The 26,432-nt window shown below is 64.7% G+C and carries 28 protein-coding genes and 1 pseudogene; 15 read left to right on the forward strand and 14 right to left on the reverse strand.

Translation table 11 applies throughout. From position 1 onward, the window contains the following. Positions 1 to 47: 47 nt before the first annotated feature. The 3 genes from ACLMAJ_RS17975 to ACLMAJ_RS17985 all read left to right on the forward strand — a co-directional run bounded on the left by ACLMAJ_RS17975 (position 48) and on the right by ACLMAJ_RS17985 (position 3,571). Entirely contained in the window at positions 48 to 281 is a 234-nt protein-coding gene (locus tag ACLMAJ_RS17975) for a zinc ribbon domain-containing protein (protein ID WP_412014872.1), read from the forward strand. Positions 282 to 745: 464 nt separating this feature from the next. Further along, a complete protein-coding gene (locus ACLMAJ_RS17980) occupies positions 746 to 2,005 on the forward strand; it encodes a PucR family transcriptional regulator (RefSeq protein ID WP_412014873.1) in 1,260 nt (419 codons plus the stop codon). A 75-nt stretch (positions 2,006 to 2,080) separates the two neighbouring features. Then, a complete protein-coding gene (locus ACLMAJ_RS17985; RefSeq protein WP_412014874.1) occupies positions 2,081 to 3,571 on the forward strand; it encodes a carboxylesterase/lipase family protein in 1,491 nt (496 codons plus the stop codon). 330 nt (positions 3,572 to 3,901) lie between these two features. Here ACLMAJ_RS17985 and ACLMAJ_RS17990 read toward each other — a convergent pair whose 3' ends face one another. Then, positions 3,902 to 5,155: a serine hydrolase gene (locus ACLMAJ_RS17990; protein WP_412014875.1), complete on the reverse strand. Its 1,254-nt coding sequence runs from the start codon at positions 5,153 to 5,155 to the stop codon at positions 3,902 to 3,904. A 142-nt stretch (positions 5,156 to 5,297) separates the two neighbouring features. Between ACLMAJ_RS17990 and ACLMAJ_RS17995 the strand changes: the two genes are divergently transcribed. Together ACLMAJ_RS17995 and ACLMAJ_RS18000 are read left to right on the forward strand one after the other, a co-directional pair. Then, positions 5,298 to 5,573, forward strand: coding sequence for a YggT family protein (locus ACLMAJ_RS17995; RefSeq protein ID WP_412014876.1), 276 nt, complete (start codon positions 5,298 to 5,300; stop codon positions 5,571 to 5,573). 170 nt (positions 5,574 to 5,743) lie between these two features. Beyond that, a complete protein-coding gene (locus ACLMAJ_RS18000; RefSeq protein WP_412014877.1) occupies positions 5,744 to 6,865 on the forward strand; it encodes a CHAP domain-containing protein in 1,122 nt (373 codons plus the stop codon). 450 nt (positions 6,866 to 7,315) lie between these two features. On the opposite strand, the gene ACLMAJ_RS18005 is transcribed toward ACLMAJ_RS18000, so the two are convergent. Then, the gene (locus ACLMAJ_RS18005) at positions 7,316 to 7,789 is read right to left on the reverse strand and encodes a hypothetical protein (protein WP_412014878.1); all 474 of its coding nucleotides are present in this window, start codon (positions 7,787 to 7,789) and stop codon (positions 7,316 to 7,318) included. A 222-nt stretch (positions 7,790 to 8,011) separates the two neighbouring features. Between ACLMAJ_RS18005 and ACLMAJ_RS18010 the strand changes: the two genes are divergently transcribed. Then, a complete protein-coding gene (locus tag ACLMAJ_RS18010; RefSeq protein WP_412014879.1) occupies positions 8,012 to 8,965 on the forward strand; it encodes a GlxA family transcriptional regulator in 954 nt (317 codons plus the stop codon). A gap of 33 nt (positions 8,966 to 8,998) precedes the next feature. Here the strand turns inward: ACLMAJ_RS18010 and ACLMAJ_RS18015 are convergent, their stop codons facing one another. From ACLMAJ_RS18015 to ACLMAJ_RS18025, 3 genes are all read right to left on the reverse strand, one after another. Then, positions 8,999 to 9,589 (reverse strand): NADPH-dependent FMN reductase, encoded by a 591-nt coding sequence (locus tag ACLMAJ_RS18015; RefSeq protein WP_412014880.1) that lies wholly within the window; start codon positions 9,587 to 9,589, stop codon positions 8,999 to 9,001. 104 nt (positions 9,590 to 9,693) lie between these two features. Further along, on the reverse strand, positions 9,694 to 11,055 hold the full coding sequence (locus ACLMAJ_RS18020) for an NtaA/DmoA family FMN-dependent monooxygenase (RefSeq protein WP_412014881.1): 1,362 nt from the start codon (positions 11,053 to 11,055) through the stop codon (positions 9,694 to 9,696). Then, a complete protein-coding gene (locus ACLMAJ_RS18025) occupies positions 11,055 to 12,149 on the reverse strand; it encodes an LLM class flavin-dependent oxidoreductase (RefSeq protein ID WP_412014882.1) in 1,095 nt (364 codons plus the stop codon). The genes ACLMAJ_RS18020 and ACLMAJ_RS18025 overlap by 1 nt, the downstream gene beginning before the upstream one ends. 136 nt (positions 12,150 to 12,285) lie before the next feature. Between ACLMAJ_RS18025 and ACLMAJ_RS18030 the strand changes: the two genes are divergently transcribed. The 5 genes from ACLMAJ_RS18030 to ACLMAJ_RS18050 all read left to right on the forward strand — a co-directional run bounded on the left by ACLMAJ_RS18030 (position 12,286) and on the right by ACLMAJ_RS18050 (position 16,198). After that, a complete protein-coding gene (locus ACLMAJ_RS18030) occupies positions 12,286 to 13,221 on the forward strand; it encodes an LLM class flavin-dependent oxidoreductase (protein ID WP_412014883.1) in 936 nt (311 codons plus the stop codon). Between the two features lie 104 nt (positions 13,222 to 13,325). Continuing rightward, entirely contained in the window at positions 13,326 to 14,078 is a 753-nt protein-coding gene (locus ACLMAJ_RS18035) for an NYN domain-containing protein (RefSeq protein ID WP_412014884.1), read from the forward strand. Between the two features lie 371 nt (positions 14,079 to 14,449). Beyond that, positions 14,450 to 14,917, forward strand: coding sequence for an MmyB family transcriptional regulator (locus tag ACLMAJ_RS18040; protein WP_412015062.1), 468 nt, complete (start codon positions 14,450 to 14,452; stop codon positions 14,915 to 14,917). Positions 14,918 to 15,045: 128 nt separating this feature from the next. Then, on the forward strand, positions 15,046 to 15,816 hold the full coding sequence (locus ACLMAJ_RS18045; RefSeq protein ID WP_412014885.1) for a glucose 1-dehydrogenase: 771 nt from the start codon (positions 15,046 to 15,048) through the stop codon (positions 15,814 to 15,816). Positions 15,817 to 15,826: 10 nt separating this feature from the next. Further along, positions 15,827 to 16,198 carry an aminotransferase class IV gene (locus ACLMAJ_RS18050; protein ID WP_412014886.1) on the forward strand — a complete coding sequence of 124 codons (372 nt, stop codon included), beginning with the start codon at positions 15,827 to 15,829 and terminating at the stop codon, positions 16,196 to 16,198. Positions 16,199 to 16,276: 78 nt separating this feature from the next. Here ACLMAJ_RS18050 and ACLMAJ_RS18055 read toward each other — a convergent pair whose 3' ends face one another. The 4 genes and pseudogenes from ACLMAJ_RS18055 to ACLMAJ_RS18070 form a co-directional block, all read right to left on the reverse strand. Further along, positions 16,277 to 17,014, reverse strand: a complete 738-nt coding sequence (locus ACLMAJ_RS18055) for a PP2C family protein-serine/threonine phosphatase (protein ID WP_412014887.1) — start codon at positions 17,012 to 17,014, stop codon at positions 16,277 to 16,279. Between the two features lie 115 nt (positions 17,015 to 17,129). After that, positions 17,130 to 17,854, reverse strand: a pseudogene (locus ACLMAJ_RS18060) (tyrosine-protein phosphatase). 68 nt (positions 17,855 to 17,922) lie between these two features. Beyond that, entirely contained in the window at positions 17,923 to 18,402 is a 480-nt protein-coding gene (locus tag ACLMAJ_RS18065) for a carboxymuconolactone decarboxylase family protein (protein WP_412014888.1), read from the reverse strand. Next, positions 18,399 to 19,478 carry an NAD(P)H-dependent amine dehydrogenase family protein gene (locus ACLMAJ_RS18070; protein WP_412014889.1) on the reverse strand — a complete coding sequence of 360 codons (1,080 nt, stop codon included), beginning with the start codon at positions 19,476 to 19,478 and terminating at the stop codon, positions 18,399 to 18,401. Before ACLMAJ_RS18070 ends, ACLMAJ_RS18065 begins: the two co-directional genes overlap by 4 nt. Positions 19,479 to 20,020: 542 nt before the next feature. Here ACLMAJ_RS18070 and ACLMAJ_RS18075 point away from each other — a divergent pair. Further along, complete coding sequence (locus tag ACLMAJ_RS18075) at positions 20,021 to 21,529, forward strand: tetratricopeptide repeat protein (protein WP_412014890.1); 1,509 nt, start codon at positions 20,021 to 20,023, stop codon at positions 21,527 to 21,529. On the opposite strand, the gene ACLMAJ_RS18080 is transcribed toward ACLMAJ_RS18075, so the two are convergent. Continuing rightward, complete coding sequence (locus ACLMAJ_RS18080) at positions 21,508 to 22,080, reverse strand: NADAR family protein (protein WP_412014891.1); 573 nt, start codon at positions 22,078 to 22,080, stop codon at positions 21,508 to 21,510. The two genes, ACLMAJ_RS18075 and ACLMAJ_RS18080, sit on opposite strands and share 22 nt — an antisense overlap. Before the next feature lie 95 nt (positions 22,081 to 22,175). Between ACLMAJ_RS18080 and ACLMAJ_RS18085 the strand changes: the two genes are divergently transcribed. The 3 genes from ACLMAJ_RS18085 (at position 22,176) to ACLMAJ_RS18095 (ending at position 23,205) form a co-directional block, all read left to right on the forward strand. Then, entirely contained in the window at positions 22,176 to 22,565 is a 390-nt protein-coding gene (locus tag ACLMAJ_RS18085) for a hypothetical protein (RefSeq protein WP_412014892.1), read from the forward strand. Positions 22,566 to 22,665: 100 nt separating this feature from the next. Then, on the forward strand, positions 22,666 to 22,887 hold the full coding sequence (locus ACLMAJ_RS18090; RefSeq protein ID WP_412014893.1) for a hypothetical protein: 222 nt from the start codon (positions 22,666 to 22,668) through the stop codon (positions 22,885 to 22,887). Between the two features lie 150 nt (positions 22,888 to 23,037). Then, a complete protein-coding gene (locus tag ACLMAJ_RS18095; RefSeq protein ID WP_412014894.1) occupies positions 23,038 to 23,205 on the forward strand; it encodes a hypothetical protein in 168 nt (55 codons plus the stop codon). Here the strand turns inward: ACLMAJ_RS18095 and thpD are convergent. From thpD to ectA, 4 genes are read right to left on the reverse strand one after another with little or no spacing between them, the layout of a single operon-like run. Next, positions 23,202 to 24,089 (reverse strand): ectoine hydroxylase, encoded by an 888-nt coding sequence (gene thpD, locus ACLMAJ_RS18100; RefSeq protein WP_412015063.1) that lies wholly within the window; start codon positions 24,087 to 24,089, stop codon positions 23,202 to 23,204. The two genes, ACLMAJ_RS18095 and thpD, sit on opposite strands and share 4 nt — an antisense overlap. 11 nt (positions 24,090 to 24,100) lie before the next feature. Beyond that, positions 24,101 to 24,496 carry an ectoine synthase gene (locus ACLMAJ_RS18105; protein WP_412014895.1) on the reverse strand — a complete coding sequence of 132 codons (396 nt, stop codon included), beginning with the start codon at positions 24,494 to 24,496 and terminating at the stop codon, positions 24,101 to 24,103. 2 nt (positions 24,497 to 24,498) lie between these two features. Continuing rightward, positions 24,499 to 25,761 carry a diaminobutyrate--2-oxoglutarate transaminase gene (gene ectB / locus ACLMAJ_RS18110; RefSeq protein ID WP_412014896.1) on the reverse strand — a complete coding sequence of 421 codons (1,263 nt, stop codon included), beginning with the start codon at positions 25,759 to 25,761 and terminating at the stop codon, positions 24,499 to 24,501. Further along, positions 25,758 to 26,345 carry a diaminobutyrate acetyltransferase gene (gene ectA, locus ACLMAJ_RS18115; RefSeq protein WP_412014897.1) on the reverse strand — a complete coding sequence of 196 codons (588 nt, stop codon included), beginning with the start codon at positions 26,343 to 26,345 and terminating at the stop codon, positions 25,758 to 25,760. Before ectA ends, ectB begins: the two co-directional genes overlap by 4 nt. Positions 26,346 to 26,432: the final 87 nt, after the last annotated feature.

The following is a 26,432-nucleotide window of genomic DNA, read 5'->3' on the forward strand; positions in this document are numbered from 1 at the left end:
AGACAGAAGGCGCCATCCTCCCTCCAGAGGTCGGGTCGCAAGGGGTGGTGTTGGTTCAGCCCGCTTATACGTCGACGACGTGTAGTGACCGTTTCGGGAGCGCCAAGCGACTCGAGCTGTGCGAGAGGACTTTCCGATGCCCCGACTGTGGTTACACCGCTTGTCGGGATCGGAACGCTGCCAGGGTGATTCTGGTTGTGGCAGAACGCGGCCACAGCAGTGTTGAGAATGTGAGACAAGCGGGTCACCTCCCTCGGGTGAGTGGCTCGGTTGCGGTCTGAGCTGGGAATCTCCTGCTTCAGGCAGGAGAAGCGCTAAGGGACTCCCTCCGGGTGACCCTCCAGGTACCGACGGTACGGGTTGGGCTATCCCGCTTCGAGCCGACGAACGCCTTTCGGCGAATGGACGAATCGGGACCTCGGTTTATTGTGAATGATCCCTATGCGTTGTGTTCGCGATCGCGCGTCGGCGGCCCGTGGTCCGCACGCTGGCCTATTGTGATCGTTCCTACCGCGGCAGCGTGCGCGGCCGCCGAGGGGCGGCCTGACGGCTCACCAAACTCGGACGATCGACCAGTTCAGCTGGCTGTATGCGATCTTTCGAGTCTGCGCGCTGTGAACCCTCACAGCGATGCCCACGCCGACTTCGGCACATTCCAGGAACCCGCAACGGGCCCACGATATTCGAGCAGGTCGCGTTACCGTGATGTGCTTCGCCACGTCGCGGGGGCGGAAAAGGAGTCACAATGACCGTCACCAGTTCGGACCGGCCGGATCTGACCGTATCGGGTCAGCCTGTTTCTTCCTCGCTCGAGGATGTCTGGGCATTGTCACAGAAGATGGTCGGCCACTTCGTCGAGAACGTGGTCCCGTGCCGGACGCTGCCGGGCGAGGCGCTCAACGGTGATATCACCGCCATCACGAGGGTCTGCCTCGAGTTGGCCGCGAGCATGTTCGACGGCGCTGACATCCCCGGAAAAACGCAGCATTTACAGAAGGTCGCCGCGGGGTGGGCGCGGGAGGGGATCCCGATCGACACCATCCACCACGCGGTGCACGAAGGATTCAAGCTCGGTTTCGACCTGATCCTGGACCGCGCCACTGCCGCGGACTTCGACAACATCAAGAACATCAGTCGCCGCCTGCTCGACATACTCGACACCATCACCTCGACCGTCTCACACGCCTACGTGCGAGAGTTGCGCGCGGTGGTCAGCGAACACCACACCGCCGCACACACTCTCACCTCCGCCCTGCTCGGCGGACACTCCACATCGACCATGGCGCGCGAGTGCGGCATCGAGGTCGCGGAGTCCTACTCCGTTCTGGCCGTGTCGATTCCACCACACCAGGATGAGCGCAACCCGAGGCTGGACGCCAAAGTTGTTGCCAGGCGCAAACTGCGGCGCATGCAAGCCGAACTCGCGACACGCTGTGGCGAGCGCGTGCTTTCGCTGCTGAGCGTCGACGGCGGAACCATCCTGCTGCCCGCGGAGCTGCTGGAAAACGACGCTGTCGACGCGCTCGTCGAGCGGCTCTCGCGCGCGGCACAGGTTCCGATCACCGCCGCCGTCGTCCCCGCGACGCCGGCGACGGTGCCCGCCGCCGCGGATCAGGCGCACGAACTCCTCGATATGGTGTCGCGGCTGCACGGCGTGCACGGTCTGTACCGCTTCGACGACCTGGCTCTGGAATACCAGCTCACCCGACCGGGCCCGGGCCTCGAGCACCTTCACACGCTGCTGGATCCGCTCGATGACCACCCCGAACTCTTGGAAACCCTGCAACGCCACATCAGCAACAACCTCAACCGCCAACGCACCGGCCGCGCATTGCACGTGCACACCAACACCGTCGACTATCGGCTCAAACGCATCGGTCAGCTCACCGGTTTCGACCCCTCCCAGGCCTCCGGCGTCTGGTATCTCAGATCGGCCCTGATCGCCCGGAGCTATAAGCAGCCGAGACTGCACCGTGAAGCGAGTCAGACGTCCGGTTCCGCATGACTCGACGACAACTTCGGTGTAGCGGGCCACGGCGGTGCGGCAAGGTAGACAATCGACTCCGAGCGAAGGAGTCGTATGGAACCGATTGTTTCCGTCACCGGCGGCAAGATTTTAGGCAGGACCAGCGGCGGGGTCAGCATGTTTCTCGGCGTTCCGTACGCGGCCGCGCCGGTCGGGCCCGCCCGCTTCGAGTTGCCGGCACAGGTGCGGGACTGGTCGGGCGTCCGCGACGCGCTCACCTATGGGCCGACCTGTGCCCAATCGCCGTATCCGCCGCCGATCCATGCCCTCATCGGCAGTGACGGCATTGCCGGGGACGAGTACCTCAATGTCAACGTCTGGACACCGGATCCGGGAGGGTCGGGGCTGCCCGTCATGGTGTGGATCCATGGTGGGGCGTTTGTGCGTGGTTCGAACGCACGTTCGATATATGACGGCGCGGCCTTCGCGCGCGACGGAGTCGTCATGGTCTCCCTCAACTACCGGCTGGGCATCTCCGGCTTCGCCGCCATCGCGAACGCACCACTCAACCGCGGGTTGCACGATCAGCTTTTCGCGCTGCGATGGGTGCAGGAGAACATCGAATCCTTCGGTGGCGACCCGGACAATGTCACCCTCTTCGGCGAGTCCGCGGGCGGCATGAGCGTGGCGACGTTGCTGGCCTCCTCCCGGTCCCGGGGACTGTTCCACCGTGCGATCATGCAGAGCGGCAACGGCACGGCAGTCGCGGCAGTCGAGGACGCGGGCAAAATTGCCGATGAACTGGCGAAGAATCTCGGAATCGATCCGACCGCAGCCGATTTCGGCACTCTGGGGCCCGATCAGCTCCGATCCGCGCAGAACGCGATCGCCCTCGAGTTGATGACCAACCCGGATCCCGACCGTTGGGGGCCCTCCATCGTCACCAACGGACTCGGAATCATGAATCTCTTCCCTGTCCTCGACGGCGACATCGTCGAGGGCACGGCCTCCGACGTTCTTGCCGCACACCCCGATCGGTCGGTCCCCCTCATCACGGGCTGCAACACCGACGAGTTCCGCTTCTTCACGGTCCCGACCGGCGTCGCCGCCGGGATAACCACCGACACGCTCCCATACATGCTCACTCGCTATGGCCTGTCCCCCACACTGTCCGACACCTACCGCGCGAACCGTCCCGCGGCCACCGCCGCCGACATCTTCGCCGCGATAGCCACCGACCATGCGTTCCGCTCGGACACCCTTGGCTTGGCCGAGGTCAACGCCGCCGCCGGCGCCCCGACCTACGCATACGAATTCGCCTGGCCATCGGGCATCGAGGGCCTCGGCGCATGTCACATCCTGGAGATTCCGTTCGTCTTCGACGCTCTGAGCGACGCCCACCCGCTCACCGGCCCGAACCCACCCCAACCGCTCGCCGACGAAATCCATGCGGCATGGCTGTCCTTCGCTGAGAACGGCGACCCCGGCTGGCCCCGGTTCGAGCCCGACACCAGACTGGTCCAGATTTTCGACGCACCGGAATCAGCGGTGGTGGGCAATCCCCGAGGAGACGATTTGGTGGCGCTGCGTCGGTCGTTCAAGTAAGAGGTCGGCTCCGCATCGGCGATGAGCGCGATCGCGGTTGATCTACGGTTCTGCCGGCGGCCCCACATTGCGGTGGGGCCGCCGCAGCCGAACCAATCGGTGCCCGAGTCACTTCTCACACCCCGACCTCGAAAAGAAGGTTGCCACATCAGGGCTGACTCGTCGAATCGGAACGCATCGATGCGTTCGTGCAAGCGCCCATGCCGTTGTGCGTTCGCAAGCTTGCGCACCGACCAGGCGGATTGTGGGCCAAACCATTTTGTCGGTAACGAAATAGCATCGACGCGAGTTTTCCGTTGCTGAATCGTTCCCGAACGGAAGGAAGCGTAATCAGAGATCGAAGACCCGGTCGGCCGGGTCGAGGCGAGCGATAGTGGCGGAGATACGCGCGCACAGCCGCCACGGCCGCTTGGTGTCGGTGGTCGCCTTGCCGCTTGTCAGAATCGCGCCGGACAGCCCGCGAGCGGGATCGGCCCAGCCGTACTGAGTGGTCAATCCGCTACGCCCGAAATGGGATTCGGTATTGCGGCCGAACTTCGACCGCCGCCCGCCGAGTTCGAACCCCGCACGGCTCACCGCCCCTGCCAGCCCTGGCATGCGGTCGGCCGGTCGCACCGCCTGCCGCAGTGTGTCCGGCTGGAGGATCCGGACACCGTCCAGTTCCCCACCACGCGTGAGGATTTCATAGAACCGCGATAGCTCGTAGGCGGTGGTGACGAGATTGCCCGACGGGAGCTCGGCGGTCAGCAATGCCCGCGTCGCGGCATCGGACACCGACCCGTCCATCCGGCCGCCGAGTGCCTTGCGCGCGAGGAAGCTCGACATTCGCGACGGCTTAGGCCCGGTCTTCACACTCGGCACGACCTTGTCGACATCCTCGGGCGCGACCCCGAAGTTCGTCCATCGGAAGCCCAACGGGTCGAGCACCTGATCGGCCAGATGCTCTCGCATCCGCTTTCCCGTCGCTCGCTGCACCAGTAACCGTTGGATGAGCCCGCTGGTCAACGCGTGATAGACCCGGAACCGACCCGTCGGCCAGCTCGGGACCAGATCAGCCAAACCCCGCACGGCCAACTCCTCGTCGACCACCAGTTCCACGCCCTTGTAGGGCGGCGTCACGAACGGTACGCCCGCGGAATGCGACAAGACGTCCCCAATCGTGATCGCCCCCTTGCCGTTGGCGGCAAACTCCGGAATGTACTGAGCGACAGTGTCATTCAGCGCGAACGCGCCCTGCTCGATGAGCATGAACATCAGGGTCGCCGACACCCCCTTGGCTGTGGAGAACCCACAGAACGGGGTCTGCGGCGTGACGAGCACTTTCACCGCGTCCGGCCTGTCTGCTGGAGCGTTCCCCCAACCGTGCCCGATGGCCCTGTTCAACACGATCTTGCCGTTGCGCCGTAGACACACCTGGATGGCAGGTGTCGTCCCCAACCCGTACCACGCCAGCACCGCATCCCACAGCGACTCGACGTCGCCGCGGGTAAGTCCGGCGTCGGCCGGATCGTCCTCGTTCCCGACCGTCGTCACCGATTGCATGTCCTCGGCGACCATCACCAACGAGCCAGACGATGTACTCATCCATCCACCATAGGGGCGTTCGCGATATCGGCCGCTGTGACCTGATAGTCCGCTGAGAACATCGCGCATGTGACACTTTGGACCTCACCAGCCGCGTTGATACCCGTAAGACGGTCAACACATTCACTACGAAGGAGTCTTCATGACCCTCATCGGAACACTGGTCGGCTACGCGTTGACGGTGTTCGTACTCCTACTACTCGCCCGGCTGGTGCTGGACTGGGTCGGGGTGCTTGCCGATGCCCCTTCGTGGACGAACCGGGCCCGCGCGTTGACCCATACCTGGACCGAGCCCGTGATCGCGCCGGTGCGCAAGGTGCTTCGACCGATCCGGGCCGGCGGGCTGTCGATCGATCTGGCGTTCACCGCGGTGTTCGTCGTGGCGCTGATTCTGCGCACGATCGCCTTCAGCGTGTAGTCGCACCATGCTTCGCGGCCGGGCTCGTCAGGCTTACCAATGTCGGGAATGCCCGATAATCGGAACCGTTGGAAGGGCCGGCCGCAAGGGCGGGCGGGTCGTGACCGAGTGAGGTAACGGATGACGCTGTTCGTAGGCCCGTGGGCGGTTGCCGACAGTCGGGTGTCCCGATGAGCCCAGAACCCACCATCCCGGACAAGTTCGAGGTCGACCTTCCGAACAACCGCCCTGGTTGGACTCCGTTCCTGATCTCGGTTGTCGCGGCGGCCGACGAGGCGCTGCAGGGCACCGTCATTTGCCTGGCTTCCGACGCGCCGAGCGCACAGCCGGATCTCATGGACAAGCTTCGTGAAAAGCAGATCCTCAAAGACGGCAAGGCCGCGGACGGCAAACCTTCCTCCTCATTGGCCGGTGACTACGAAGAGAAAACCGGAAAAATCGACGGGATCAAGTCCGACCTGCATGACAAGAACATGAAGATCGACTCTTCTTCCTATGCCACCTTCGACACTTCCAGCAAGACATTCACCGCAGTGATGGAGAAAGTCCGGGCACTGGAATACACCCTGCGCACCTCCGACGGGCCGAGCAACAACGAGCCGTTTATCTCTCCCGCCACGCATACCTACCTGCTCGACAGGATATTCGGCACCCTCGGCGACGTACACGGCACGGTCGCGAGGGCAGTCGAGGACATCGAGGCCGAAGCGCGCAAGATTCACGACTCCATTCCCCCCGTACCCTCCTATGGCGCCCCCAGCTACGCCTCCACCAGCGGCGGGCGCCCTACCTCTCTCACATCGCCATGGACCCCGCATAGCAACGGCGCATACGTACCCGCTAATCCGGTAGACGGTCCCGGCAAAGCCATCAAAGCCGCATGGGGCGAACTCGAGCGCGGCGTCAGCGAGACCAATGGCAACAACCATATCAACGCGCCGTACAACATCAACGACGCGTGGTGCGCGTCGTTCACCGACTGGGTGTGGACGCAGGGCGGTGTCGACATACCGTGGACCAACAAGAATTTGGTAAGCGCCGTCTGGTCCGACGCCCAGGGTGGACTAGGGGGCGTCGTCGCAGATAATGCATCGAACGCCCGCCCTGGCGACATGATCGTGTGGGGTGACCAGGGCCATATCGGCTTGGTCGTGGCTCGTAACGGCGACACGATCACCACCATCGAGGGCAACTCTGGTGACAGGGTAAAAGAGAACACCTACAACCTGTCCGCAAAAGGTTTCGCAGGTGTCATCCACCAACCTGCCAGCGCTATGGCGGCAGTCGCATGAGTCGCTACCGATAGGACTGTTGAATCGCATTGTGGCCGTCAGCCTCTCGCGTGAACAGGTAGCACCCCTCAGGGGTAACCAGGTGTGGGAATGCCAGTTCGAGCCGATGTCGGGCTGTGCGGTTACGGTCCTCGGACGTCGCCACTCATAAGGCGGCCGCGACGTCGGTCTCTTGGATCGAGGTCGTCGACGTGTGGCGAACCCACCCAGCTGACGTCGCCCCACACCGGAACCCGCAGTCTCGACGCGGGTCCCTCGAAAAGAAGAGTGACCAATGGATATTCAAGGAATCCTGGGCATGATCCTCAGCGCAGGCAGCAGCGTACTGAGCCTCGGTAGCAGCGTTCTCGGATGAGCCGCTGACCGAATGACACCCGTGTGGGGGCGATTGCACGACTCGTCGCGGCGAGTCGAACCGAAACCGCCCCCGCCGGACGCACGGCAACCTGATCAAGCTCCCGTCGTCGATCCAGGGCGGATGATCATCAGGACTGTCACGGTCGCCCACAGCGTGTTGAATGTTCCTGTGTACATGGCTAATTGAGCGGTGACGGTGCGAGGTAAGGCTGCCGGAGGGGCGGCACCGGTCAGGGTGGCGAGAATCTTCGATTGGTCGGGCAACACCATCAGCGCCAGCACGCCTGCCGCGGCGGCGGTCAGTGCGATCGAGACGATCAGCCACGTATCCCCCAGCACGCCAAGGCTTATCGCGGTGGCCAATCCGAATATCGGGACGACGATTCCGACGCACGCGTAGACGCGGCAAATGCGGTGCAGCGTACGGAGCACCGTGACGGACGGTCCATCGGCGGGTTCGGTTGCGGCACGGCGCGTGAACGCAGGGAACATGCTGGCCGCGACGGTCACCGGACCGATCGCGATGATCGCGGCAAGAACGTGGACCGACAGCAGGAACTCGGTCACGACGCGCGGACCCCTGACGACGCGAATACTGCGGACGCGGGCATGGGCATTCGTTCCTCTCGTTGACGGTCCACGCTGACGTTAGTCAGTCCGCGCGATGGCGGGAATCGGCTGGATTGCCAACTTCCAACGGATTCCGGCCAACGTATCTACTAGGGCTTATCTACTAATAACCAGGTCAGGGCCATTGGCAAGAACTGCGATCAGACCTAATGTGTGGCCATGCACACCGTCGCCGTCCTCGCACTGGACCAGGTCATCCCCTTCGACCTGTCCACACCGATCGAGGTGTTCACCCGCATTCGATTGCCCGACGGGCGCACGCCCTATCGGATCCGCGTCTGCGGTATAACACCCACTGTCGACGCTGGAGTGTTCACGCTGCGAGCACAATGGGGCCTGGATGCGTTGGCCAGTGCGGACACCATCATCCTTCCGGGCTGCTCCGACCCGACGGTGCCGATTCCCGCCGAGGTCATCGATGCGCTGAAACTGGCCGCACACAACGGAACCCGCATCGCATCGATCTGCGTGGGCGCGTTCGTCCTCGCCGCCACCGGACTGCTCGACGGACAGCGCGCGACCACGCACTGGCTTGCCGCCGAATTCCTCGCCGAACGCTATCCTCGGATCGAGGTCGATCCGAATGTTCTCTACGTCGACAACGGTCAATTCCTGACCTCGGCGGGTGGTGCGGCCGGAATCGACCTCTGCCTGCACATGATTCGTCGCGATCATGGTTCCGCGGTCGCCGCCGACGCGGCCCGCTTGTCGGTCATGCCGCTGGAACGTGAAGGCGGACAGGCCCAATACATCGTCCGGGACAATGTGCCCGCACCGCGCGGCTCGGTGCTGGAGCCGGTGCTGCACTGGATGGAGGATAACGCTGCCAAAGGCCTGACCCTCGACGACATCGCCCTGCGCGCAGGAATGAGCACCCGCACCCTCAACCGCCACTTTCGCGAACAGACCGGCACCACACCGTTGCAGTGGTTACATCGCACGCGCGTGCGCCATGCCCAATATCTGCTCGAGGCAACCACTCACCCGGTCGACCGAATCGCTGGCCAGGTCGGTTTCGGGTCACCGACCGCGTTCCGTGATCGCTTCAAACGCATCGTCGGTACCAGCCCGCACGCGTATCGAGCGGCCTTCCGCAGTGCCGAAACAGCGTGAGGTTGCGATGAGGGGGCCCCGACACCGATCGGCTCAGGCGACGTAGGGACGCTCGGACCTCGCCGATCGGAGTGCCTCGCCGAACCAGACGAGTTGATCGAGCAGCTTGGTAGCGGCGGCCTTGCTCGGTACCGGGCTCGTCGGCCGACCCAGCGAATCGAATTGGTCTGCGGCGCCGTGGAAGCTGACAGTGTCGCGCACGGCGACAGCGTGCAGTTCGGTAAAGACCTGCTTCAGGTGCTCCACGGCGCGCAAACCACCCGAAAGCCCGCCATAGGACACGAATCCGACCGGCTTCGCCTGCCACTGGGTGAAATGCCAATCGATCGCGTTCTTCAGCGGCGCGGGGTAGCTGTGGTTGTATTCCGGTGTCACCACCACGAATGCATCCGCACCTTCGAGCCGGGCGCCCATCTGCGCCAGCGCCCGCGCGCCCTGCTCCCCTGGGTCGTTGGTCAGGTGCGACGGGAGGTGTGTGTCCACGAGATCGATGAGGTCGACGGTCACGTCCGTGCGCTGGGTGGCGTGTTCTACGAACCAATTGGCGACGGTCGGACCGAATCGTCCCGAGCGGGTGCTTGCGACGATCACTGCGAGGCGAAGCGGATTAGCTGTCGAGGTCATGGATGAAGCATCAAACCTGAACATAAGTTGATGTCAAATCGGTTTGTTCGCGCCCGCGTCGGTTCCACCGTGAAACACCCGGAGCGTTGCCTGGGCTCGTGATGTCAACGCCTGGTCAGGGGAGGCCGCAGGCCGAGATGATGGCGGAGAGTTGTTCCGGTGTATTCAGTACGATACGCACCGCGTTCCTGAAGTTCGGGAACAAGCCAGTCGACGATCTCGTCGAGCCCGGTCGGCACCAAGTATGGCGTGATGTTGAAACCGTGCGTTGCCCCGTGGCGCACCCAGCGAGTGAGCTCGTCGGCGACCTGGCTCGGCGTTCCCGCGAAGCCGGAACGCTGCGAGGTTTCGATGGCGACCTGCCGCAGCGAGAGGTTCTCGGCTTCGGCCAGCGCCCGCCACTGTCGCGCGATCGCCACGGGGTCCTGGCCATCGCGCTGAGCGCCGCGGGCTCCCGAAATCACGGTCGGCACCGGGTCTTCGGCGGGTAGTGGGCCGTCCGGGTCGAGATCGGAGAGGTCGCGGCCCCACACCTGTCCGACCAGTGACAGGGCGGTTTGGCCGGTGAACTGGCTCTCCAGCACCCACCGCGCCTTCTCCTCGACCTCGGATGCCCGCTCCGCCAACACGATCTGGGTGCCGGGCAGGATCTTGATGTCGTCGTCGGGGCGGCCGGCGGCTCTGAGCCGGGTGCGGATATCGTCGGCGAACGCGAGCGCGGCATCGAAATGTGTTCCGTGCCTGGAGAAGATGACCTCGGCGTGCGCGGCGGCGAAATCGCGGCCGGTGGATGAATCTCCCGCCTGGAAGATGACCGGGTGCCCTTGTGCGGAGCGAGGCAGAGTCGGGGTGATCGCGACCTGGAAGTGTTCGCTCTCGTGTGCGACGGTGCGCACGGCGTCCGCTTCCAGCCAGGTGGCGCTTTCGCGCGAGGTGGCAATGGCGTTGTCCGACCACGCATCCCAGAGTTCACGCGCGACCCGGATGAATTCACCCGCGCGCTCGTAGCGCTGCGCATGGTCGAGGAAGCCGCCGCGCCGGAAGTTCTCGCCAGTCCACGCGTTGTCGGTGGTGACGGCGTTCCAACCGGCACGTCCGCCGGAGACCAGATCCAGGCCGGAGAGACGGCGCGCGAGGTCGGCGGGTTCGTTGTAGGTGGTGTTCTGTGTGGCGACGAGTCCGATGTGGCGGGTGATCCCGGCCAGCGCCGCGAGCTGGGCGATCGCGTCGGGGCGGCCCGCGATGTCCAGGTCGAGGATCTTGCCGTGCTGCTCGCGAAGGCGTAGGCCCTCGCCGAGGAAGAACGCGTCGAACAGCCCCCGCTCGGCGGTGGTGATGGCGCGCCGGAATGTCTCGAAGTCGATCTGAGAGGCGCTGCTCGGGTCGGACCAGATGGTGGAGTGGTTGACGCCCTGGAGGAAGACACCGAAATGAACCTGTGCGTCGGGGAACGGAACGTCGGTCATCAGTCGTGATCCTTCGCGTATCGATTGTTCGGCCGGGCGAGGCCGAGGTTGGCGCGCAGTGTCGAGCCGGGAACCGGGCGGTGGGCAACGCCGGATCGGAACAGGGCGGGCAGGACGAAGCGGGCCAGTACCGGCAGGTCTTCGTCGATGACCGCGAGGTGCAGGCGCACACCGTCGACGTGGTTGGCGAGCTCGGTCAGCAGTGCGACGAGGCCCTTGGACCCGCCCGAGAAGTGCAGGCGGCCTGAGGGATTCGCGGAATTGTGGCGTTCCAGATCTGCGAGGCGGTCTGTTGCGGTCACGGACGGAGTGTCTAGGACAACATCCAGTTCGACGAAAACCAGGCCACCGGAAGCACGGGCTCGATCGACGGCCGCGAGGGTCTCGGCGAGGTCTGCGCCCGATACCAATACCACGTCCGCTGCCCCGGGTTCGGTCGCGCCGTCGGCGAAGACCACCACCTGCCCCTGTGGCGGGCGTGGCACGATCGCGGGCCCCTTCACCGAGAAGCTGGCACCTGCGAAGTCGACGTAGTGCACCTGCTCGCGATCGAGGAACCTGCCCGTCGCATAGTCGCGAACGACCGCGTCGTCCTCCCACGAATCCCAGAGGCGGCGCGCGACCTCGATCGAATCACGCTGTTCCTGAGCGAGATCCGCGTCGGCGGTGCGTGCAGGCCTCCCCCAGGTTGTCGCCGCGGCGGGCTCGGCGATCGTCGACGCGATCCAGCCGCCGCGACCACGCGATGCGTAGTCGAGGGTGGCCAGCTGCGAGGAGGTGTGGAACGGCTCGGCATAGGTCGTCGCCACCGTGGGCACCAGACCGAGGGTGCTCGTCGTCGCCGCGACGAACGATGCGCGGGTCACGGCGTCGATCCTGCCGCCTGGATGATCGCTCGGCGGCAGGATCGAATCGTCGAAGGTGACCAGCGTGAAACCCGCGTTCTCGGCCGTGGCCACCCGCGAATGCACCGTCTGGCCGGTCAGGAGCTGATCGGGTTCATGTGCGGCCCTGCGCCATGCGGCCGGATGGTAGCCATCGCCGTCCACCTCGACACCCAACGCGAAGACTTTTCTGCCGTTGCTCACCACCATAGGTATGACGATCGTCAAACTTACTCGCCGCCGCCATGTTTTGCGTCGCGATGATCGCAACCCTCGGCGACCCTCGCCGAGCTCTTTACCTCCGACGTAATTGCTCCGGTGCCGCGTTCGGACAAGGCTTGTCGGCATGACAAAAATCGGTGTGCTGCTCCCGAGCCGGGAGACCGCGATGACCGGCCGCCACGATGCCCCCGGGTTGGTGGAGTTCGCGAGGGCCGCCGAGGACGCGGGCTTCGACTCGGTGTGGGTGGGTGATTCACCACTGGCGCGCACGAGGGTCGAACCGCTGACCGTATTGGGCGCTGTCGCGGCTAGTACGTCGCGGGTGTGGTTGGGGACGGCCGCGTATACCGCGACGCTGCGGCACCCACTGCTGGGTGCGCACAGTGCGGCAACGGTCGATCAGCTCAGTGGCGGTCGGCTGATCCTCGGGCTCGGCGCGGGGTTCCCCATACCGGAGAGCGAGGCCGAATTCGATACTGTCGGAGCGCCTTTCAAGCAGCGGGTCGGCCGGCTGGACGAGACGGTGACACTCTGGCGTCGGAGTTGGTCCGGCGACGACCGGTTCGACGGCAGGTACTGGAGTTTCGACGATCTGTCGCGCACGCTGCCCGCCAACGACATCGCGGGGCCGCCGCTCTGGCTGGCGGGCAGCGACACACCGAGGGTCCTCCAACGCGTCGCCGCACTCTACGACGGCTGGCTGCCGTTCCTGCCCGACCCGGTGGCCTATGCGCGCGCGTGGGACACGATTCGTGGGCTGACCACCCGCACCATCACCGCCGGTTTCTATGCCACGATCAATGTCAACGACAATGCCGCGCAGGCCCGCGCCGAACTCGACGGCTACGTTCGCCAGTACTACCGGCGCTCGCTGGACGAAATGTCCATGATCCAAGCTTATTTCGGCGGTTCCGCCGAACAATGCGCCGATTGGCTCGGTCGCTACCTCGCCGCCGGCGCGACCCATGTGGTGCTGCGCATAGGTTCGCTCGACGCGCGTCACCAGCTCGACGCGATTGCCGACACGCTGCTGCCCGCCCTGTCTATGCCGACACCATAGGCCGAACTGCCTTCGCTCGAGCCATGCGCGGTCTGGGAACGGCCTTCATCCGCCCGCACCCATTAGTGTGAGGTGTCAGCGGCCGTCTGCGGAAGGACATGGTCTTGGCCAGCGAAAATACCAACCGGCTCGCGGTGCTGATCGATGCCGACAATGCCCAGCCCGCGATCGCCGAGGGCCTGTTGGCAGAGGTCGCCAAGTACGGAACCGCGCACGTCAAACGCGCCTACGGCGACTGGACGAGTACCAACCTGAAAGGCTGGAAGGATCATCTGCTCGCGCAGTCGATCCAACCGATCCAGCAATTCGGCTATACCACCGGCAAGAACGCCACCGACTCGGCGATGATCATCGACGCGATGGACCTGCTGTACACCAGCAAACTCGACGGTTTCGTCATCGTATCCAGCGACAGCGATTTCACCAGGCTGGCCAGCCGTATCCGCGAATCCGGTCTTACTGTCTACGGCTTCGGCCAGCGCAAGACCCCGAAACCCTTCGTAGCAGCCTGCGACAAGTTCATCTACACAGAGAACCTCAAAGAGGTCACCGAAGACGCCCCCGTCGCCAAGACGCGCACCGCCGCCAACCAGCTCAAGGGCGACAGCAAGCTCATGAACCTGCTTCGCAACGCCGTCGAAGCCGCCTCCGACGACAGCGGCTGGGCGCGCCTCGACACCGTCGGTTCCATCATCACCAAGCAGCGCCCCGACTTCGACTCCCGTAGCTACGGATTCAACAAACTGGGCGAACTCTTCTCCGCCACAACCCTTTTCGATCTCGAGTCGCGCTCGCCCGGCGACGGAAAACCGCCCGTCACGCACGTGCGAGATATCCGCCACCGCGCCGAAAAATAGCAATCAGTGGCGCTGCACGACGCGCACTGCGGGCAGCCCGACGGTTCGTGCGGGAAGCCTGCCGCCGGGAATCGTGGATGATCGGGCGGCCGGTCGTTGTTGCGTTGATATATGACCAGCGAACCTCCAGCGGTGACACAACGACGCCGTGCGCAGCTGCGCGACTTTCTGCGTACCCGTCGAGCGCGCCTCGGGCCCTCTCGACCGAAGTACTCGACGCGGTCGGTAGAGCGCTGCGGCTGACCGAGCCCGAGCGCGCTCATCTCTACGTGCTCGCGGGTCTCAATCCACCCCTCAGCGGCGGGTCACGTGATGCCGCGGTGACGCCGGAACTGCGGCAGCTGCTCGAAGCGTGGGCACCACGGCCCGCGGTGCTGCGGGATCGCTATTGGAACATGCTCGCGATCAATGAAACGGCGCGCATGCTGTTCGGCTACGACGACGCCGACCACAACTGCTTGTTCACGTTTTTCACCAATGCCCGGCATCGCGCCGTGCAGCTGCACTGGGCATCGGTCGCGCCTGTTGTCGTCGCCGCCTACCGTGCGGACGCGGCGCGTTCTCCCGGCGACCCCGAGTTCGAGAGAGTGGTCGCCGATCTCGGCGCCGTCAGCCCCGAGTTCGCCGAACTATGGGCACGCCACGACGTAGCCGTCCCCACCCAGACGGTGAAGGCGGTACATCATCCCGAGGCCGGTGACTTGATCTTCGACATGATGCCCCTCGCGGTCGCCGACCACCCGGATTGGCATGTGGAGCTCTACAACTCGCGCCCTGGTACCGACACCGAGGCCCGTCTCGACCAACTCACACTCACCCGCTTGCCCGCCATCGTATAGCCGCTCTCACGACTACAACCCGGCCGGTGTGTGGCACGCCATGGTGCGAGCACCCCGAACCTGGTGGTGCCACACCCTGGATAGCTGCGCACTGGTTGCCAGGCGCGTCCATCGGCAGGCTGATTCCTATGACACACAGCAGTTCTCGATTCGATGACAAGATCGCACTCATCACCGGCGGCACCAGTGGTATGGGGCTCGCTACGGCGCGAAGGTTGCTCGCCGAGGGCGCACAGGTGGTCGTCACCGGACGCGATGAGGCCAGGCTCGACGCTGCGGTCGAAGACCTCGGCGGCGCGGACCGCGTCCTCGCCATTCGCGGCGACGTGGCGAATCTCGCCGATCTCGACGCCATGGCGGCCGCGATCCGCGAACAACACGGGCGGTTGGATGTGGTCTTCGCCAACGCGGGCGTCGGTGCGTTCCAGCCGAATAGTGAGATCACCGAAACAGAGTTCGATCGGGCCGTCGACATCAACTTCAAAGGCGTCTTCTTCACCATCCAGAAGACCATCCCGCTACTGTCCGAAAATTCGGCGATCGTGATCAACGCGTCGTGGACACTGCACCGCGGCCTACCGAACGCTTCGCTGTACTCGGCGACCAAAGCGGCCGTGCACAATCTGGCGCATACGCTGGCTGCCGAGTTGGGGCCCAAGGGAATTCGCGTCAACTCGGTCAGCCCCGGGTACATCGAGACGCCGATGTTCCACGACAACGTCTCCGCGGCGGCCGCGGCCGCCGTCGTCATCGAGGTGGCCGCCGGTCGGATCGGTACCGCCGACGATGTTGCCGCCGCCGTCGCCTTCCTCGCCTCCGGCGAAGCGTCCTACATCAACGGACAGGACCTGATCATCGACGGCGGCCTTGTCGCCGCCCTCGCCGGAAGTACCTGGTAGCCCGAACACCTTGCCGGGTGCGGTAATCCACGCGCCATCGACTATTCACGACACGACCGACCAGGGAGGTCGGCTCAGCGAGGCTTCCGTCTGGAATTTGGCTTTTTGGGACGGCAACGCGCTGGTGTGGCCCCGAGCGGAAATGTTGGGCGGGCAAACGATGAGCATCCTCCGCAGGCAACTCGATCGGCTCGGCGTCCCCCAGCGGGTCCAGGAAATCACGCCCGCCGACCTACCCGCGCTGGCCGGAGGCGTGGTGATGAACTCCTGGACGCCGGGCGTCGCGGTACACCGGATCGGGGCGGTGCCATTGCCCCACGCGCCGTTGTTCCTGGAACTGCTGCACAACGCCTACCGCGCCGAACCGCTCACCGCGCCATAAGGGGTCTGTGGGTGTTCCATGTCAACCTGCGCCACCCTCACCGCCACACTGGAACTCGCCCGCACAGCCGTGCATCGCTCATCGGACATCCACCACAACCGCGGTGGCGTTGTCGCTGCCGCCGGATCGCAAAGCACTGTCCACCAAGGCTTCCGCGGCGATCCCCGCTGTCTCGACACCGACGAGTATTGCCTTGATGTCGGCCATTTCCAGACACTTGTGCACGCCATCGGTACTCAACAACAGCCGGCCCATGCTCGACCCGGTGGTGGCGTGCCCGATGTCCGCAGGGCGGGTGGTGCGTGCCGAGGTAGTGACGAGGTGGTTCAGGCGCGGCGCCGGGTGCAGGCCCCTGGCTCGAAAGTGTTCGGCGACGGTGTGATCGGTCGTGATCTGGTGCAGCACGCGGCCGTTCCACCGGTAGGCGCGACAGTCACCGACCCACGCTATGTCGCAGGAACCGCCGGGGTCGTCGGTTGCCAGCACGGCGACAACGAGCACGCTGTCGGCGCCTTGCTGTGCGAACTCACGCAACAATTCCTGTTGGGCCGCAACAATTCCCGCCACCGCTCCGTTGCGGGCGCCCACCCGTGCGGCGACCGTCGCGACGGTGCGTGCGGCGCGCGCCGCGAGCAGATGGTCACCGACGCCGTCGGCGACGACGAATGCGGTACGCCGCACCGCCGGATCGGTAAAGGTGGCCGTGGCGTCGGCATTGATCGACCGCAGGCCGCGTTTACTCACCGACTGACCCGTGATGCCGGTGAGCCGCGATGGCTCACGAGGAATGATGGCGGTCGTCATTGCTGTATGCACGGCCTGACCTCCTCGGACTGGACCCTGCCCGCGCTGCCTATCAGCACCGCTCCAGTCAACCCCACCAACTTGTGGACCGGGCCAGAATTTCCCGTGCGCATCCTGTGAAAGACCCTCAGCTGAGCAGCTGAGCCCGCAACTGCTCGATCACCTTCTCTTCGATACCGACCTGCTCGGTGAGGTATCGACCGGCCGATCCGTAGGTGGCGGTGAGGTCGTCGAGAACCAACCGCATCACGGTGGCGGGTGCCCGCCCGTAGCTCGGCCAGGCGAGTACGCGGTCCGGATACCAAGCCTTCCAGTCCGCGGTGAGTCGCGCCGTCGCAAGTTCGGTGAGGGCGAAGTCGGCGAGAATCTGTTCCTCGGACACATCGAGTGCGGTCAGCACGAGGGCCGCGATCAAGCCGGTGCGGTCCTTGCCGGAGGCACAATGAAAGATCGCGGGCCCCTCGCCGTGCGCGATCAGTTCGATCACCTGACGAATTTCCTCGACGCCTCGGCAGCGACTTCGGCGAACCTATCGGCGAGGAACCGCCACGGATCGACCTCCGGGTCGATATCTGCCTGATCGTAGGGCCGATGCTCGATGCTGTAATTGGCGTAGACGAACTGTTCGCGCTGTGGAACCGAGCCTCCGTCCTCGACCTCCCACGGATAACGCAGGTCGATGACCGTCCGAATGCCCAAGTCCAGGAACCGATCCCAGTCCACGTCGCGCAGCTTGCCCAGCGAATCGGATCGATACAGCCGTCCCCAGGCAACCGACCGTCCGTCACCGGTCACATAGCCGCCCAGATCACGGAAGTTGTGCAACCGCTCGAACTCGATGTGCCGCTTCATATCCCCGTCTTACCCGATACCCGCACGACGGTTCAGCCTGTCGACACATTCGACAGTTGTCGTAGGCGTCAGTGCCCGGGCAACACGCAGACCGCGTCGAGGCCGAGGACGTGGTTGAGGCGGCCGAAGGCCAGCCAGGAACCGATGCTCATGCTCAGTTCCACGATTTCGGTTTGGGTGTAGTGCTTGGTCATTCGGTCCCAGAACTCTTGGTCCAGGTTGTGGTGATCGAGGGCGTAGCGCTCGGCGTACTCGGCGGACAGGCGGGTGCGGTCATCGAAATCCTCGGTGGTGCGCCAGTTGGTTACCGCCTCGGCGAATCCCTCATCGACCTTCTCGCCGTCGCGTTCGGTGCGCCAGTCGAGGCAGAAGATGCAGCCGTTGATCTGGGCTATGCGTAGCCTGGCCGCTTCGAATTCGCGCAGACCAAGGGTGGTGTGCGAGTAGACCGCCAGGGAGAAGCTCGACGCGGCGATGCCGATGCCGGGAACCATTTCGCCCCAGACATAGCCGATCGGATCCTTGCCTTCGGGGATGTCGATGTTCATGAGTTTTTCCTTCCGAGCTTGCCGACCGCGGGACGCAGTGGGACATCGAGCGCGTCGTAGAGACCTGGTTCGGCTTCGATCAGCCAGTCGATGGCGTTCACCAATCTGCCCACGGCAGTGGCATTTCCGCCGGCGGCGCGGTTTCCGTCCTCGTCACCCGCTTCGATGGTGACCTCGATGCGCGGGTGGCCCTCGATGATCACACGGTGCGCGCCCTCGCCGTCGGGTGGAGTCGGCCAGTCCGGTGCGCAGGATCGGTGGATGCGGGTGACGTGTTCGATAATGATGCGCGGCTCACCTTCGACGATGCCCTGCACCTCGAACCGCACCGCGCCTTGGGTCTGCGCCTCGAATTCGCCCATAGTCTTTGTCGTGACGGTAGATTCGAGGGCGCGACGATCCAATGTCTCACGGATCTCGTCGAGTTCGACGCCGAGCGCGCGGGCCATCAATCGAATCTGACCGCCCCACACCATGGTAGGAATGCCGGGCGCGGTCATCGGCGGCTGGTATTCCATGGGCTGACCCATGCCTACCAGGTAGCGGACCGAATCGGGCTGGTCGTAGGTCGAGTAGTCGAAGATCTCCTGGCAGCGGATCGCATCGACGGTGTGGCCGAGGCCGCTGAGCAGCAGCGGGAGCACATCATTGCCCCAGCCCGGGTCGACGCCGGAGACGAACAGCGACCCGCCGCCGTCGGCGATCGCGGCCACGACCGGGTCTCGCAGTTCCGGCGGGGCGTTGTGTGGGTCGTAGAGCGCGTACAACGCGGGGGTGACGACAACGGCACCGGCGCGGATCGCTCGGACGATGTCGGCAAGCGCGTCGTCGGGCCGGATATCACCCGATGCCGCGTAGACGACCGCGCGCGGTCGGGTGGCCAGCATCGCGTCGATGTCGTCGGACGCCTCGACACCTACCTCGTAGCCGAGCCCGGCCAATGTGCCCGCATCGCGGCCGACCTTGTCCGGGTTGTGCACCAGCACACCGGTCAGTTGGAGCTCGGGATGGGCCTCGACGGCACGGATGGCCGACCGGCCGACATTGCCCGTGCCCCAGACGATCGTGGGGATCATCGGCCGAGACTAGCAAGCGCTTGGTTCGGTGTCCGGGGTACGCGCAATCTCGAAGCGCGACCGAATAATTCGCGGCGGCCGAACGCTCAATTCGTCACGTTGTCGGCAACCTGGCCGCCGTCGCATCTCGGCGCATTCCATCAGAGGCCGCGCCGCAGCATGCCCGGCAAGAGGCCGAGGAGGACTTCGAAGAGTCTGTCGGCGTCTGACCCGCAACCCACACCGGCAAGGTATGCTGTCCTGCATCGGCCGCCGAATTCATTCACCAGGTTGGCCACCGGGGGTTCTTTCACATTCTTCAGTAGAACTAGAGTATGTGTAACTGCAAGTTACAGATACATGCGTTCGTGCTGCTACTCATCACGCACTGCACGTTCGACGCGGTGGAATCGGCGCCTCGACAAGCGGGGCACTCTTCGTCGTAACGGAATGCGCACCTGCGGAGGATTGAGCCGCCGACCCCAAGGCCCGCCGAGTACGGTATATCCCGCCACACCGCACAGGACGGGGGCGACAACCATCGGTTGGAAGGCGGGGCGCGAATGAATGATCCGTATTCACAGTGGCATGCGCGGAATTCGGCTGTCAACCTACCGCTGGCCGCCCGCTACCAGTCCGCCGATCCGATCCGCTGGAACGGCAGCATGGTCTATCCCATGTACACCGAACAGGTCGGACCTTCGCCGATCTGGGTCAGCATGACGTTGCTTTCGGCCGCACCGCCCGCCGGATTGCGTGGGCACGGCATCGGCCTTTCGGTGATCGATGGATACATCGGTCTCGCGGGCAGGCAACTCGGCGGCGTCGATGTATGGAGTGACGCCCTCGCCTCCGGCATCACCTTCGAACTGTTCCCCAACGACCCCGGCGCCCTGTTCAGCCTGACGCCGGTCTGGGTCGACCCGTTCGGGATCGAGCAATCCTATTCGGGCAACTACGGAATCCTGATCGAACAACCTCCGAGCGGTCGGCTCGTGCTCTGGTGCAGTGTCGGCGAAGGCCCGCCGAACTTCGCCAACCTGGTGGTGGAGATCGAGACGACACTCGCCGAGTCCATGGCCGCCGAGAGCGCCCCGGCCCAGAAACCGCCCGTACAAAGCTCGCCTGTGCCCGCCCCGCCTCCGCGAAACCCGTCCGCACACACCCCGCCTCCGCGAAACCCGCCAGCACAAAATCCACCTCCGCACACCGCTCCAACCCACAATCCACCCACGCAGAGCCCACCTGCGAACCTCCCACCCGCACACACCCCGCCCACGCAAAACCCACCTGCGAACCTCCCACCCGCACACACCCCGCCAACCCACAATCCACCCACGCACGCCCCGCTCGCACACACTCCGCCCACGCAAAACCCACCTGCGAACCTCCCACCCGCACACACCCCGCCAACCCACAATCCACCCACGCACGCCCCGCTCGCACACACTCCGCCCACGCAAAACCCACCAAACAATTCATCCGCGCAAAGCCCAACCGCGCACACCCCGCTGGCACACACCCCGCCTGCGCAAAACCCGCTCACGCAAGACACACTCGGCCACACCGGGCTTGCACGCACGCCACCTGCTTACGCCCCGCTCATACAGAGCCAACCCACGGAAAGTCCACTCGCACACACTCCGACGGCACACACTCCGCCTCCGACCGCGCAAAGTCCACTCGCACACACTCCAGATGCGGAGAATCGGTACGCAGCGGGCGCGGCGGTATCCGAGCAACAGGCAGCGGCCGACCCCGGGTATCGCGGCGCTCTCTACGATCTCGGCGTTGCCATGTACAGCCGAGGCGAGGAAGACGGGGCGTGCAGTCTATGGGCGCAAGCCTCCGAGGCCGGTCACGCGGGCGCGGCCTACGACCTCGGTGTTGTCCGCTTTCGCGGCGGCGACTTGGCCGGGGCCGAACGCTGGTGGCGTACGGCCGCGGATCGCCGTGAGTCCCGCGCGATGATCGGCCTCGCCGAACTTCTCGAAAGCCAGGGCAATTCCTCGGAGGCCAGCGTCTGGCGCGCGTGCGCCACCGACACCGATCATTCGCTCAGTTCCGGCTGAGCGGGACGCAATTCGTCGCGCACGGCCATCAGGGCGAACCCGAGCAGATTCAGTCCGCGCCAATGCGCGGGATTGTCGGCCCGCGGATCGTCGGCGGCCAACCCGATCCCCCAAATCCGGTCCACCGGACTGGCTTCCACCAGCACCCGGTCCCCCGTCTCGAGCAGGTACTGCTTCAGCTGCTCGTGCTGCCCGAACTTCGCCACGTTTGCGGCCACCACGATCTCGAAACGACGTGCGCCCCAAATGATGTCGTTGTATCCACGCACCTGGCGGCCCAACTCCTTCGCCTGCTTCGGGTGTTCGGCCGCCAAGATCCGCTCGGCGGCCTCGATATCACCGAAAAGCATCGCCTTGCCCCACATCATGTAGTGCTCGGCGGTGGCGAAACTCAGCCCGTCGACCTGGAACGGCGCGGGCCACCACTGACTGAAACAGCCTGCCCCGACACTTCCGTCACGCTGCGGCTGATGCCCCCAGAACCGCACGTAGCTCACCTGCCCCGCGCTCTCGGCATGGCTGATCAACTCCGATACCGACCGCACGCGCATGACCGATAGTCTGCCCGAGCCGCGCAGTCACCGCACATCGGTCTATCGCCCGCGACACCGACACCGTCGCTACAGTCGTCGCCATAGCGCCTGCGATGGACTGGACATTGGAAGTGGTCGTAGCAAATTCCCTGCTCAACAGTCCGCAGATGCAGCGGGGATACGGTGCGCTCCCTGTCACCTTCTTTGCCGTGCGCGGCATGTACCCGATGTTCCTTCCGCACGGCGGGCTCGGCACCGAGGACGCCCGCCAGCTCGAGCAATTGGAGCGCCGCAGCACCTATTTCCTCGCTATCGCCGCGGCGGTCCCACTGCTCGGCGTGGCGGGCGCCACGTTCATTCCGCCCGAGGACATGCCCGCGGTGATCATCGCGCTGCGCGTACTGTGCGTCGGCAGCGCCCTGGCCTTCATCGGCGTCTACTGGCTGTTCCGCATGCTGGAGAAAGACCTCGCGGCCTTGCAACGCATCGTCTCGCGCGGTTGAGGGTGATCAGCTCGGCCGGATCAGGATCCGCGAGAGCACAATGTGATCGAGAACGCCACGTGGACAGTCAGATCCACACGGCCGAAGGGGAGACACCGGGATGACCGCGAGAACAGACCTCGAACACGAACTGGGCGGGCCGCTCTCGGCCCTCGATCTGCTCTCCGACCAGGAGACCGACGAACTGCTGACGATGTTCCGTGACGCGCAGCGGATCGAGACCGAGGGGCTCACCGACGCCGTGCACAAGGTGGTCGGCGCGCTGCCGTGGCCGTTGCGCACGGCGGCCAAGAAGATCATGTTCGGGAATGCGCTCGGCTGATGACAGATTTGGTAACCAAGGCCCAGATCATGCTGCTGGCCACTTGCCGACGTCGCTCCCCCTGGCCCGGTCATCCGGATAACCAAGGAGCTGTTACGCCGTGGCGACTACATCACCGCCGGACCGCTGCTCGCCTATGCGACACCGGAATTGATCCGCGCCGTCGAGCAGGACGTGCACGACGACGAGGCGCTCATCCGCTCGGCCGCGTACGCGTTCTCCGGCGCGAACGTCAGCGCCATCGTGCGGGAGCTGCTCGCCGGTCCCGCCCAACGGATTCCAGGCATGGTGACCGCAACGGCTGACGCCGGGAACTAGACCGGCGTGAAGTCCCGGCTACCGATATAGCCGGGACGGCGCGACGGCGCCGCGAACGGCTCCACCAGTGTGTTCTCCACACTGTTGAACACCAGGAAGATATTCGAGCGAGGGAACGGGGTGATGTTGTTCGACGACCCGTGCATGACATTGGAGTCGAACAACAGCGCCGATCCGGCCGCACCGGTGAACTGGGCGATCCCGTACCTGTTGGCCAGTGTCGCCACATCGTCCTCGCTGGGCACGCCGATTTCCTGCTTCTGCAACGACTCCCGATAGTTGTCGACGGGCGTGCTTCCCGCACAGGGCACGAAGGTGCGCTGCGAACCCGGCATCACCATGAGACTGCCGTTGATCGAATAGTTGTTGGTGAGTGCGATCGACAGACTCACCGCGCGCGGGGCCGGCATTCCGTCCTCGGCGTGCCAGGTTTCGAAATCCGAATGCCAGTAGAAGCCCGCTCCACGGAAACCCGGCATGTAATTGACCCGGGTCTGGTGTAGATAGACCTCGGAACCCAGTACCTGCCTTGCCAATCCGGCAACCCGCGACTCGCGCACCAGCTCCGCCACCGCCGTACTGAGCCGGTGCACCTCGAAGATCGAGCGCACCCGGTTGGACGACTTCTCGACAATGAAGCGGTCGTCGTCGTGCAGTGCCGGGTCCCCGGCGAGACGGTCGATTTCGGCGCTGAAATCGGTCACCTCCCCGGGGGTCAGCAGCGCATCGATGATCGCGAAGCCATCGGCGTCGAAGCTCGCGAGCTCCTCGCGCTCGATCCGGCCCCATACCGTCGGATCGGAACGATCCAGGTGCGGCGCGGGGCCGACGAGCCGAGTCGGATAGCGATCGCCGATGCGAGTATCAGTGTGCGCAAGCACTATTGCGCGTCCTTTCAGCTGGCGTTAGCGGCGACCAGTGGGTAGGCGCCATTGCTGTCGTGAACTTCCTGCCCGGTGACGGGAGGGTTGAAGACGCACATCATCCGCATCTCGGTGCTCGCGTGCAGGCGGTGGCGCTCGTGCTCGTCGAGCAGGTACATCGAGCCGGGCCGCAGTTCGTAGGTGACGTCGTTGTCCAGATCGGTCAGCGTCCCCTCCCCCTCGACGAGCCACACCGCTTCGACGTGATACCGGTAGTGGAATTCGTGCTCGGTCCCCGCGTCGATGGTGGTTTCGTGGAAGGAGAAGCCCACGCCGTCACCACCGAGGATGATGCGCTTGCTGCGCCATCCCGTGCCAGCGACGTCGCGTTCGGTACCGGTGATGGCCGTAGTGGTTCGTACGATCATGTTCAGTGACCTCCGACGGTATCGATGGCAGTGCTCAGCAGGTCAAGGCCGAGGTCGAGTTCCTCGTCGCTGACGGTCAGAGGCGGCAACAACTTCACCACCTCGTCCATGGAGCCGGAGGTTTCCACCAGCAATCCACGTTCGAAGGCCACCTGGCAGACCTTGCTGGCCTGGGACGGATCGTCGAACACGACGCCCTGTACCAGCCCCCGCCCGCGCAACGAGACACCCGGGACTTCCGCGGCCAGCCTACCGAGCACCTGCTCGATCCGCTCGCCTTTCGCCAAGGTCGAAGTCTGCAAGGCGTCATCGGACCAGAAGTGTTCCAGCGCAACCTGTGCCGTGACGAAGGCCGGGTTGTTGCCGCGGAAGGTGCCGTTGTGCTCACCGGGCGCCCACTGGTCGAGTTCCGGCTTGAACAGCACGAGCGCCATCGGCAACCCGTAGCCGCCGATCGACTTCGACAGGGTCACGATGTCCGGAGTAATGCCCGCGACCTCGAAGGAGAAGAACGGCCCTGTCCTGCCGCAGCCCATCTGCACATCGTCGACAATCAGCAGGATCTCCCGCGCCGCGCACAAACCGGCCAGGTGGCGTAGCCATTCCGCGCGTGCCACGTTCACGCCGCCCTCGCCCTGCACCGTCTCGACGATTACCGCGGCGGGGCGATCGAAACCGGACGACGAGTCGTCGAGCACCCGCTCCATCCACTGGAAATCGGCGGTGGTGCCGTCGAAGTAGCCGTCGTAGGGCATCGGCGTCGCGTGCACCAACGGCACACCGGCGCCGGCCCGTTTGGCGGCATTGCCGGTGACCGACAACGCGCCGAGCGTCATGCCGTGGAAGGCATTGGTGAAGCTGAGGATCGTCTTGCGACCGGTGATCTTGCGCGCCAGCTTCAGCGCCGCCTCCACCGCGTTTGCTCCGGTCGGGCCGGGGAACTGGACCTTATAATCGAGGCCGCGCGGCGCGAAGATGGTGTCGCGCAACGTCTCCAGCAACTTCCGCTTGGCCACGGTCGACATGTCCAGGCCGTGCGTGATGCCGTCACTCGCGATGTAATCCAGCAGCGGCTGCTTGAGAACCGGATGGTTGTGGCCGTAGTTCAGCGCGCCTGCGCCTGCGAAGAAATCGAGGTAGTCCTTGCCGTCCTCGTCGCGCAGCCAGGTTCCCTTCGCGGTGGTGAATACCGTCGGCCATGCTCGGCAGTATCCACGAACATTCGATTCGAGTTCTTCGAAAATGGTCTTTTCAGCGGTAATCATCGGCGATCCTCCTGTGTGGTACGGACGGTCGGTGCGATTCGATAGAGATCTTCAGCGGCGTGGCTGTCCGGGAAGACCCCCGGCTCGAAAAGGGCGCGCTTGGTGATTCGCGCGTCGCGGCGTCGCGCGATCGCGGTGAACATGGCGATGGATCCGGCGTTGTCCGGTGCGATGGTCGTTTCCAGGACCGACGCTCCGTCTTCGGCAACGGTGTCGAGCAATTTTTCGAGCAGCGCGGCACCGATGCCGCGGCCCTGCTGGGCCTGATCGACCGCGACTTGCCAGACGAACACCGTGTGCGGCGCCTGTGGCCGGAGGTATCCGATTACGAATCCCACTACCTGGCCGCCCACTTCGGCGACCACCGAGGTACCGGCGAAATCTCGACACCAGAGCACGTAGGCGTAGCTGGAATTGACGTCCAACACGTGCGAATCCTTGGCGATCCGCCAGATATGGGCCCCGTCGCCGACGCGTGGCGCACGAAGCACCACCCGCGCTCCTGACGCGGATCTCGTGGTGGCCGAACGGGCTTCGACATCTCGCCGATCGATCGTTGCGGTTGACAAGGTTGGCAGTGACATACATCTCCCAGGTTGGGTCTGCAGTACTTATCAAGGTTTGCGAATCAACGTTGAGGTGGTCCGGTCGAGTTGTTTACGGTTGCGTTA

Origin of the sequence: Nocardia arseniciresistens (assembly GCF_046764875.1) — a bacterium.
In the GTDB taxonomy this organism is placed as follows: domain Bacteria; phylum Actinomycetota; class Actinomycetes; order Mycobacteriales; family Mycobacteriaceae; genus Nocardia; species Nocardia arseniciresistens.

Excerpts from the sequence above, each read along its gene's own strand:
- ACLMAJ_RS17980 (WP_412014873.1), top strand. The coding sequence starts at position 746 with ATGACCGTCACCAGTTCGGACCGGCCGGATCTGACCGTATCGGGTCAG.
- ACLMAJ_RS17985 (WP_412014874.1), top strand. The coding sequence starts at position 2,081 with ATGGAACCGATTGTTTCCGTCACCGGCGGCAAGATTTTAGGCAGGACC.
- ACLMAJ_RS17990 (WP_412014875.1), bottom strand. The coding sequence starts at position 5,155 with ATGAGTACATCGTCTGGCTCGTTGGTGATGGTCGCCGAGGACATGCAA.
- ACLMAJ_RS17995 (WP_412014876.1), top strand. The coding sequence starts at position 5,298 with ATGACCCTCATCGGAACACTGGTCGGCTACGCGTTGACGGTGTTCGTA.
- ACLMAJ_RS18000 (WP_412014877.1), top strand. The coding sequence starts at position 5,744 with ATGAGCCCAGAACCCACCATCCCGGACAAGTTCGAGGTCGACCTTCCG.
- ACLMAJ_RS18010 (WP_412014879.1), top strand. The coding sequence starts at position 8,012 with ATGCACACCGTCGCCGTCCTCGCACTGGACCAGGTCATCCCCTTCGAC.
- ACLMAJ_RS18015 (WP_412014880.1), bottom strand. The coding sequence starts at position 9,589 with ATGACCTCGACAGCTAATCCGCTTCGCCTCGCAGTGATCGTCGCAAGC.
- ACLMAJ_RS18020 (WP_412014881.1), bottom strand. The coding sequence starts at position 11,055 with ATGACCGACGTTCCGTTCCCCGACGCACAGGTTCATTTCGGTGTCTTC.
- ACLMAJ_RS18025 (WP_412014882.1), bottom strand. The coding sequence starts at position 12,149 with ATGGTGGTGAGCAACGGCAGAAAAGTCTTCGCGTTGGGTGTCGAGGTG.
- ACLMAJ_RS18030 (WP_412014883.1), top strand. The coding sequence starts at position 12,286 with ATGACAAAAATCGGTGTGCTGCTCCCGAGCCGGGAGACCGCGATGACC.
- ACLMAJ_RS18045 (WP_412014885.1), top strand. The coding sequence starts at position 15,046 with ATGACACACAGCAGTTCTCGATTCGATGACAAGATCGCACTCATCACC.
- ACLMAJ_RS18065 (WP_412014888.1), bottom strand. The coding sequence starts at position 18,402 with ATGAACATCGACATCCCCGAAGGCAAGGATCCGATCGGCTATGTCTGG.
- ACLMAJ_RS18070 (WP_412014889.1), bottom strand. The coding sequence starts at position 19,478 with ATGATCCCCACGATCGTCTGGGGCACGGGCAATGTCGGCCGGTCGGCC.
- ACLMAJ_RS18075 (WP_412014890.1), top strand. The coding sequence starts at position 20,021 with ATGAATGATCCGTATTCACAGTGGCATGCGCGGAATTCGGCTGTCAAC.
- ACLMAJ_RS18080 (WP_412014891.1), bottom strand. The coding sequence starts at position 22,080 with ATGCGCGTGCGGTCGGTATCGGAGTTGATCAGCCATGCCGAGAGCGCG.
- ACLMAJ_RS18085 (WP_412014892.1), top strand. The coding sequence starts at position 22,176 with ATGGACTGGACATTGGAAGTGGTCGTAGCAAATTCCCTGCTCAACAGT.
- ACLMAJ_RS18090 (WP_412014893.1), top strand. The coding sequence starts at position 22,666 with ATGACCGCGAGAACAGACCTCGAACACGAACTGGGCGGGCCGCTCTCG.
- ACLMAJ_RS18105 (WP_412014895.1), bottom strand. The coding sequence starts at position 24,496 with ATGATCGTACGAACCACTACGGCCATCACCGGTACCGAACGCGACGTC.
- ectB (WP_412014896.1), bottom strand. The coding sequence starts at position 25,761 with ATGATTACCGCTGAAAAGACCATTTTCGAAGAACTCGAATCGAATGTT.
- ectA (WP_412014897.1), bottom strand. The coding sequence starts at position 26,345 with ATGTCACTGCCAACCTTGTCAACCGCAACGATCGATCGGCGAGATGTC.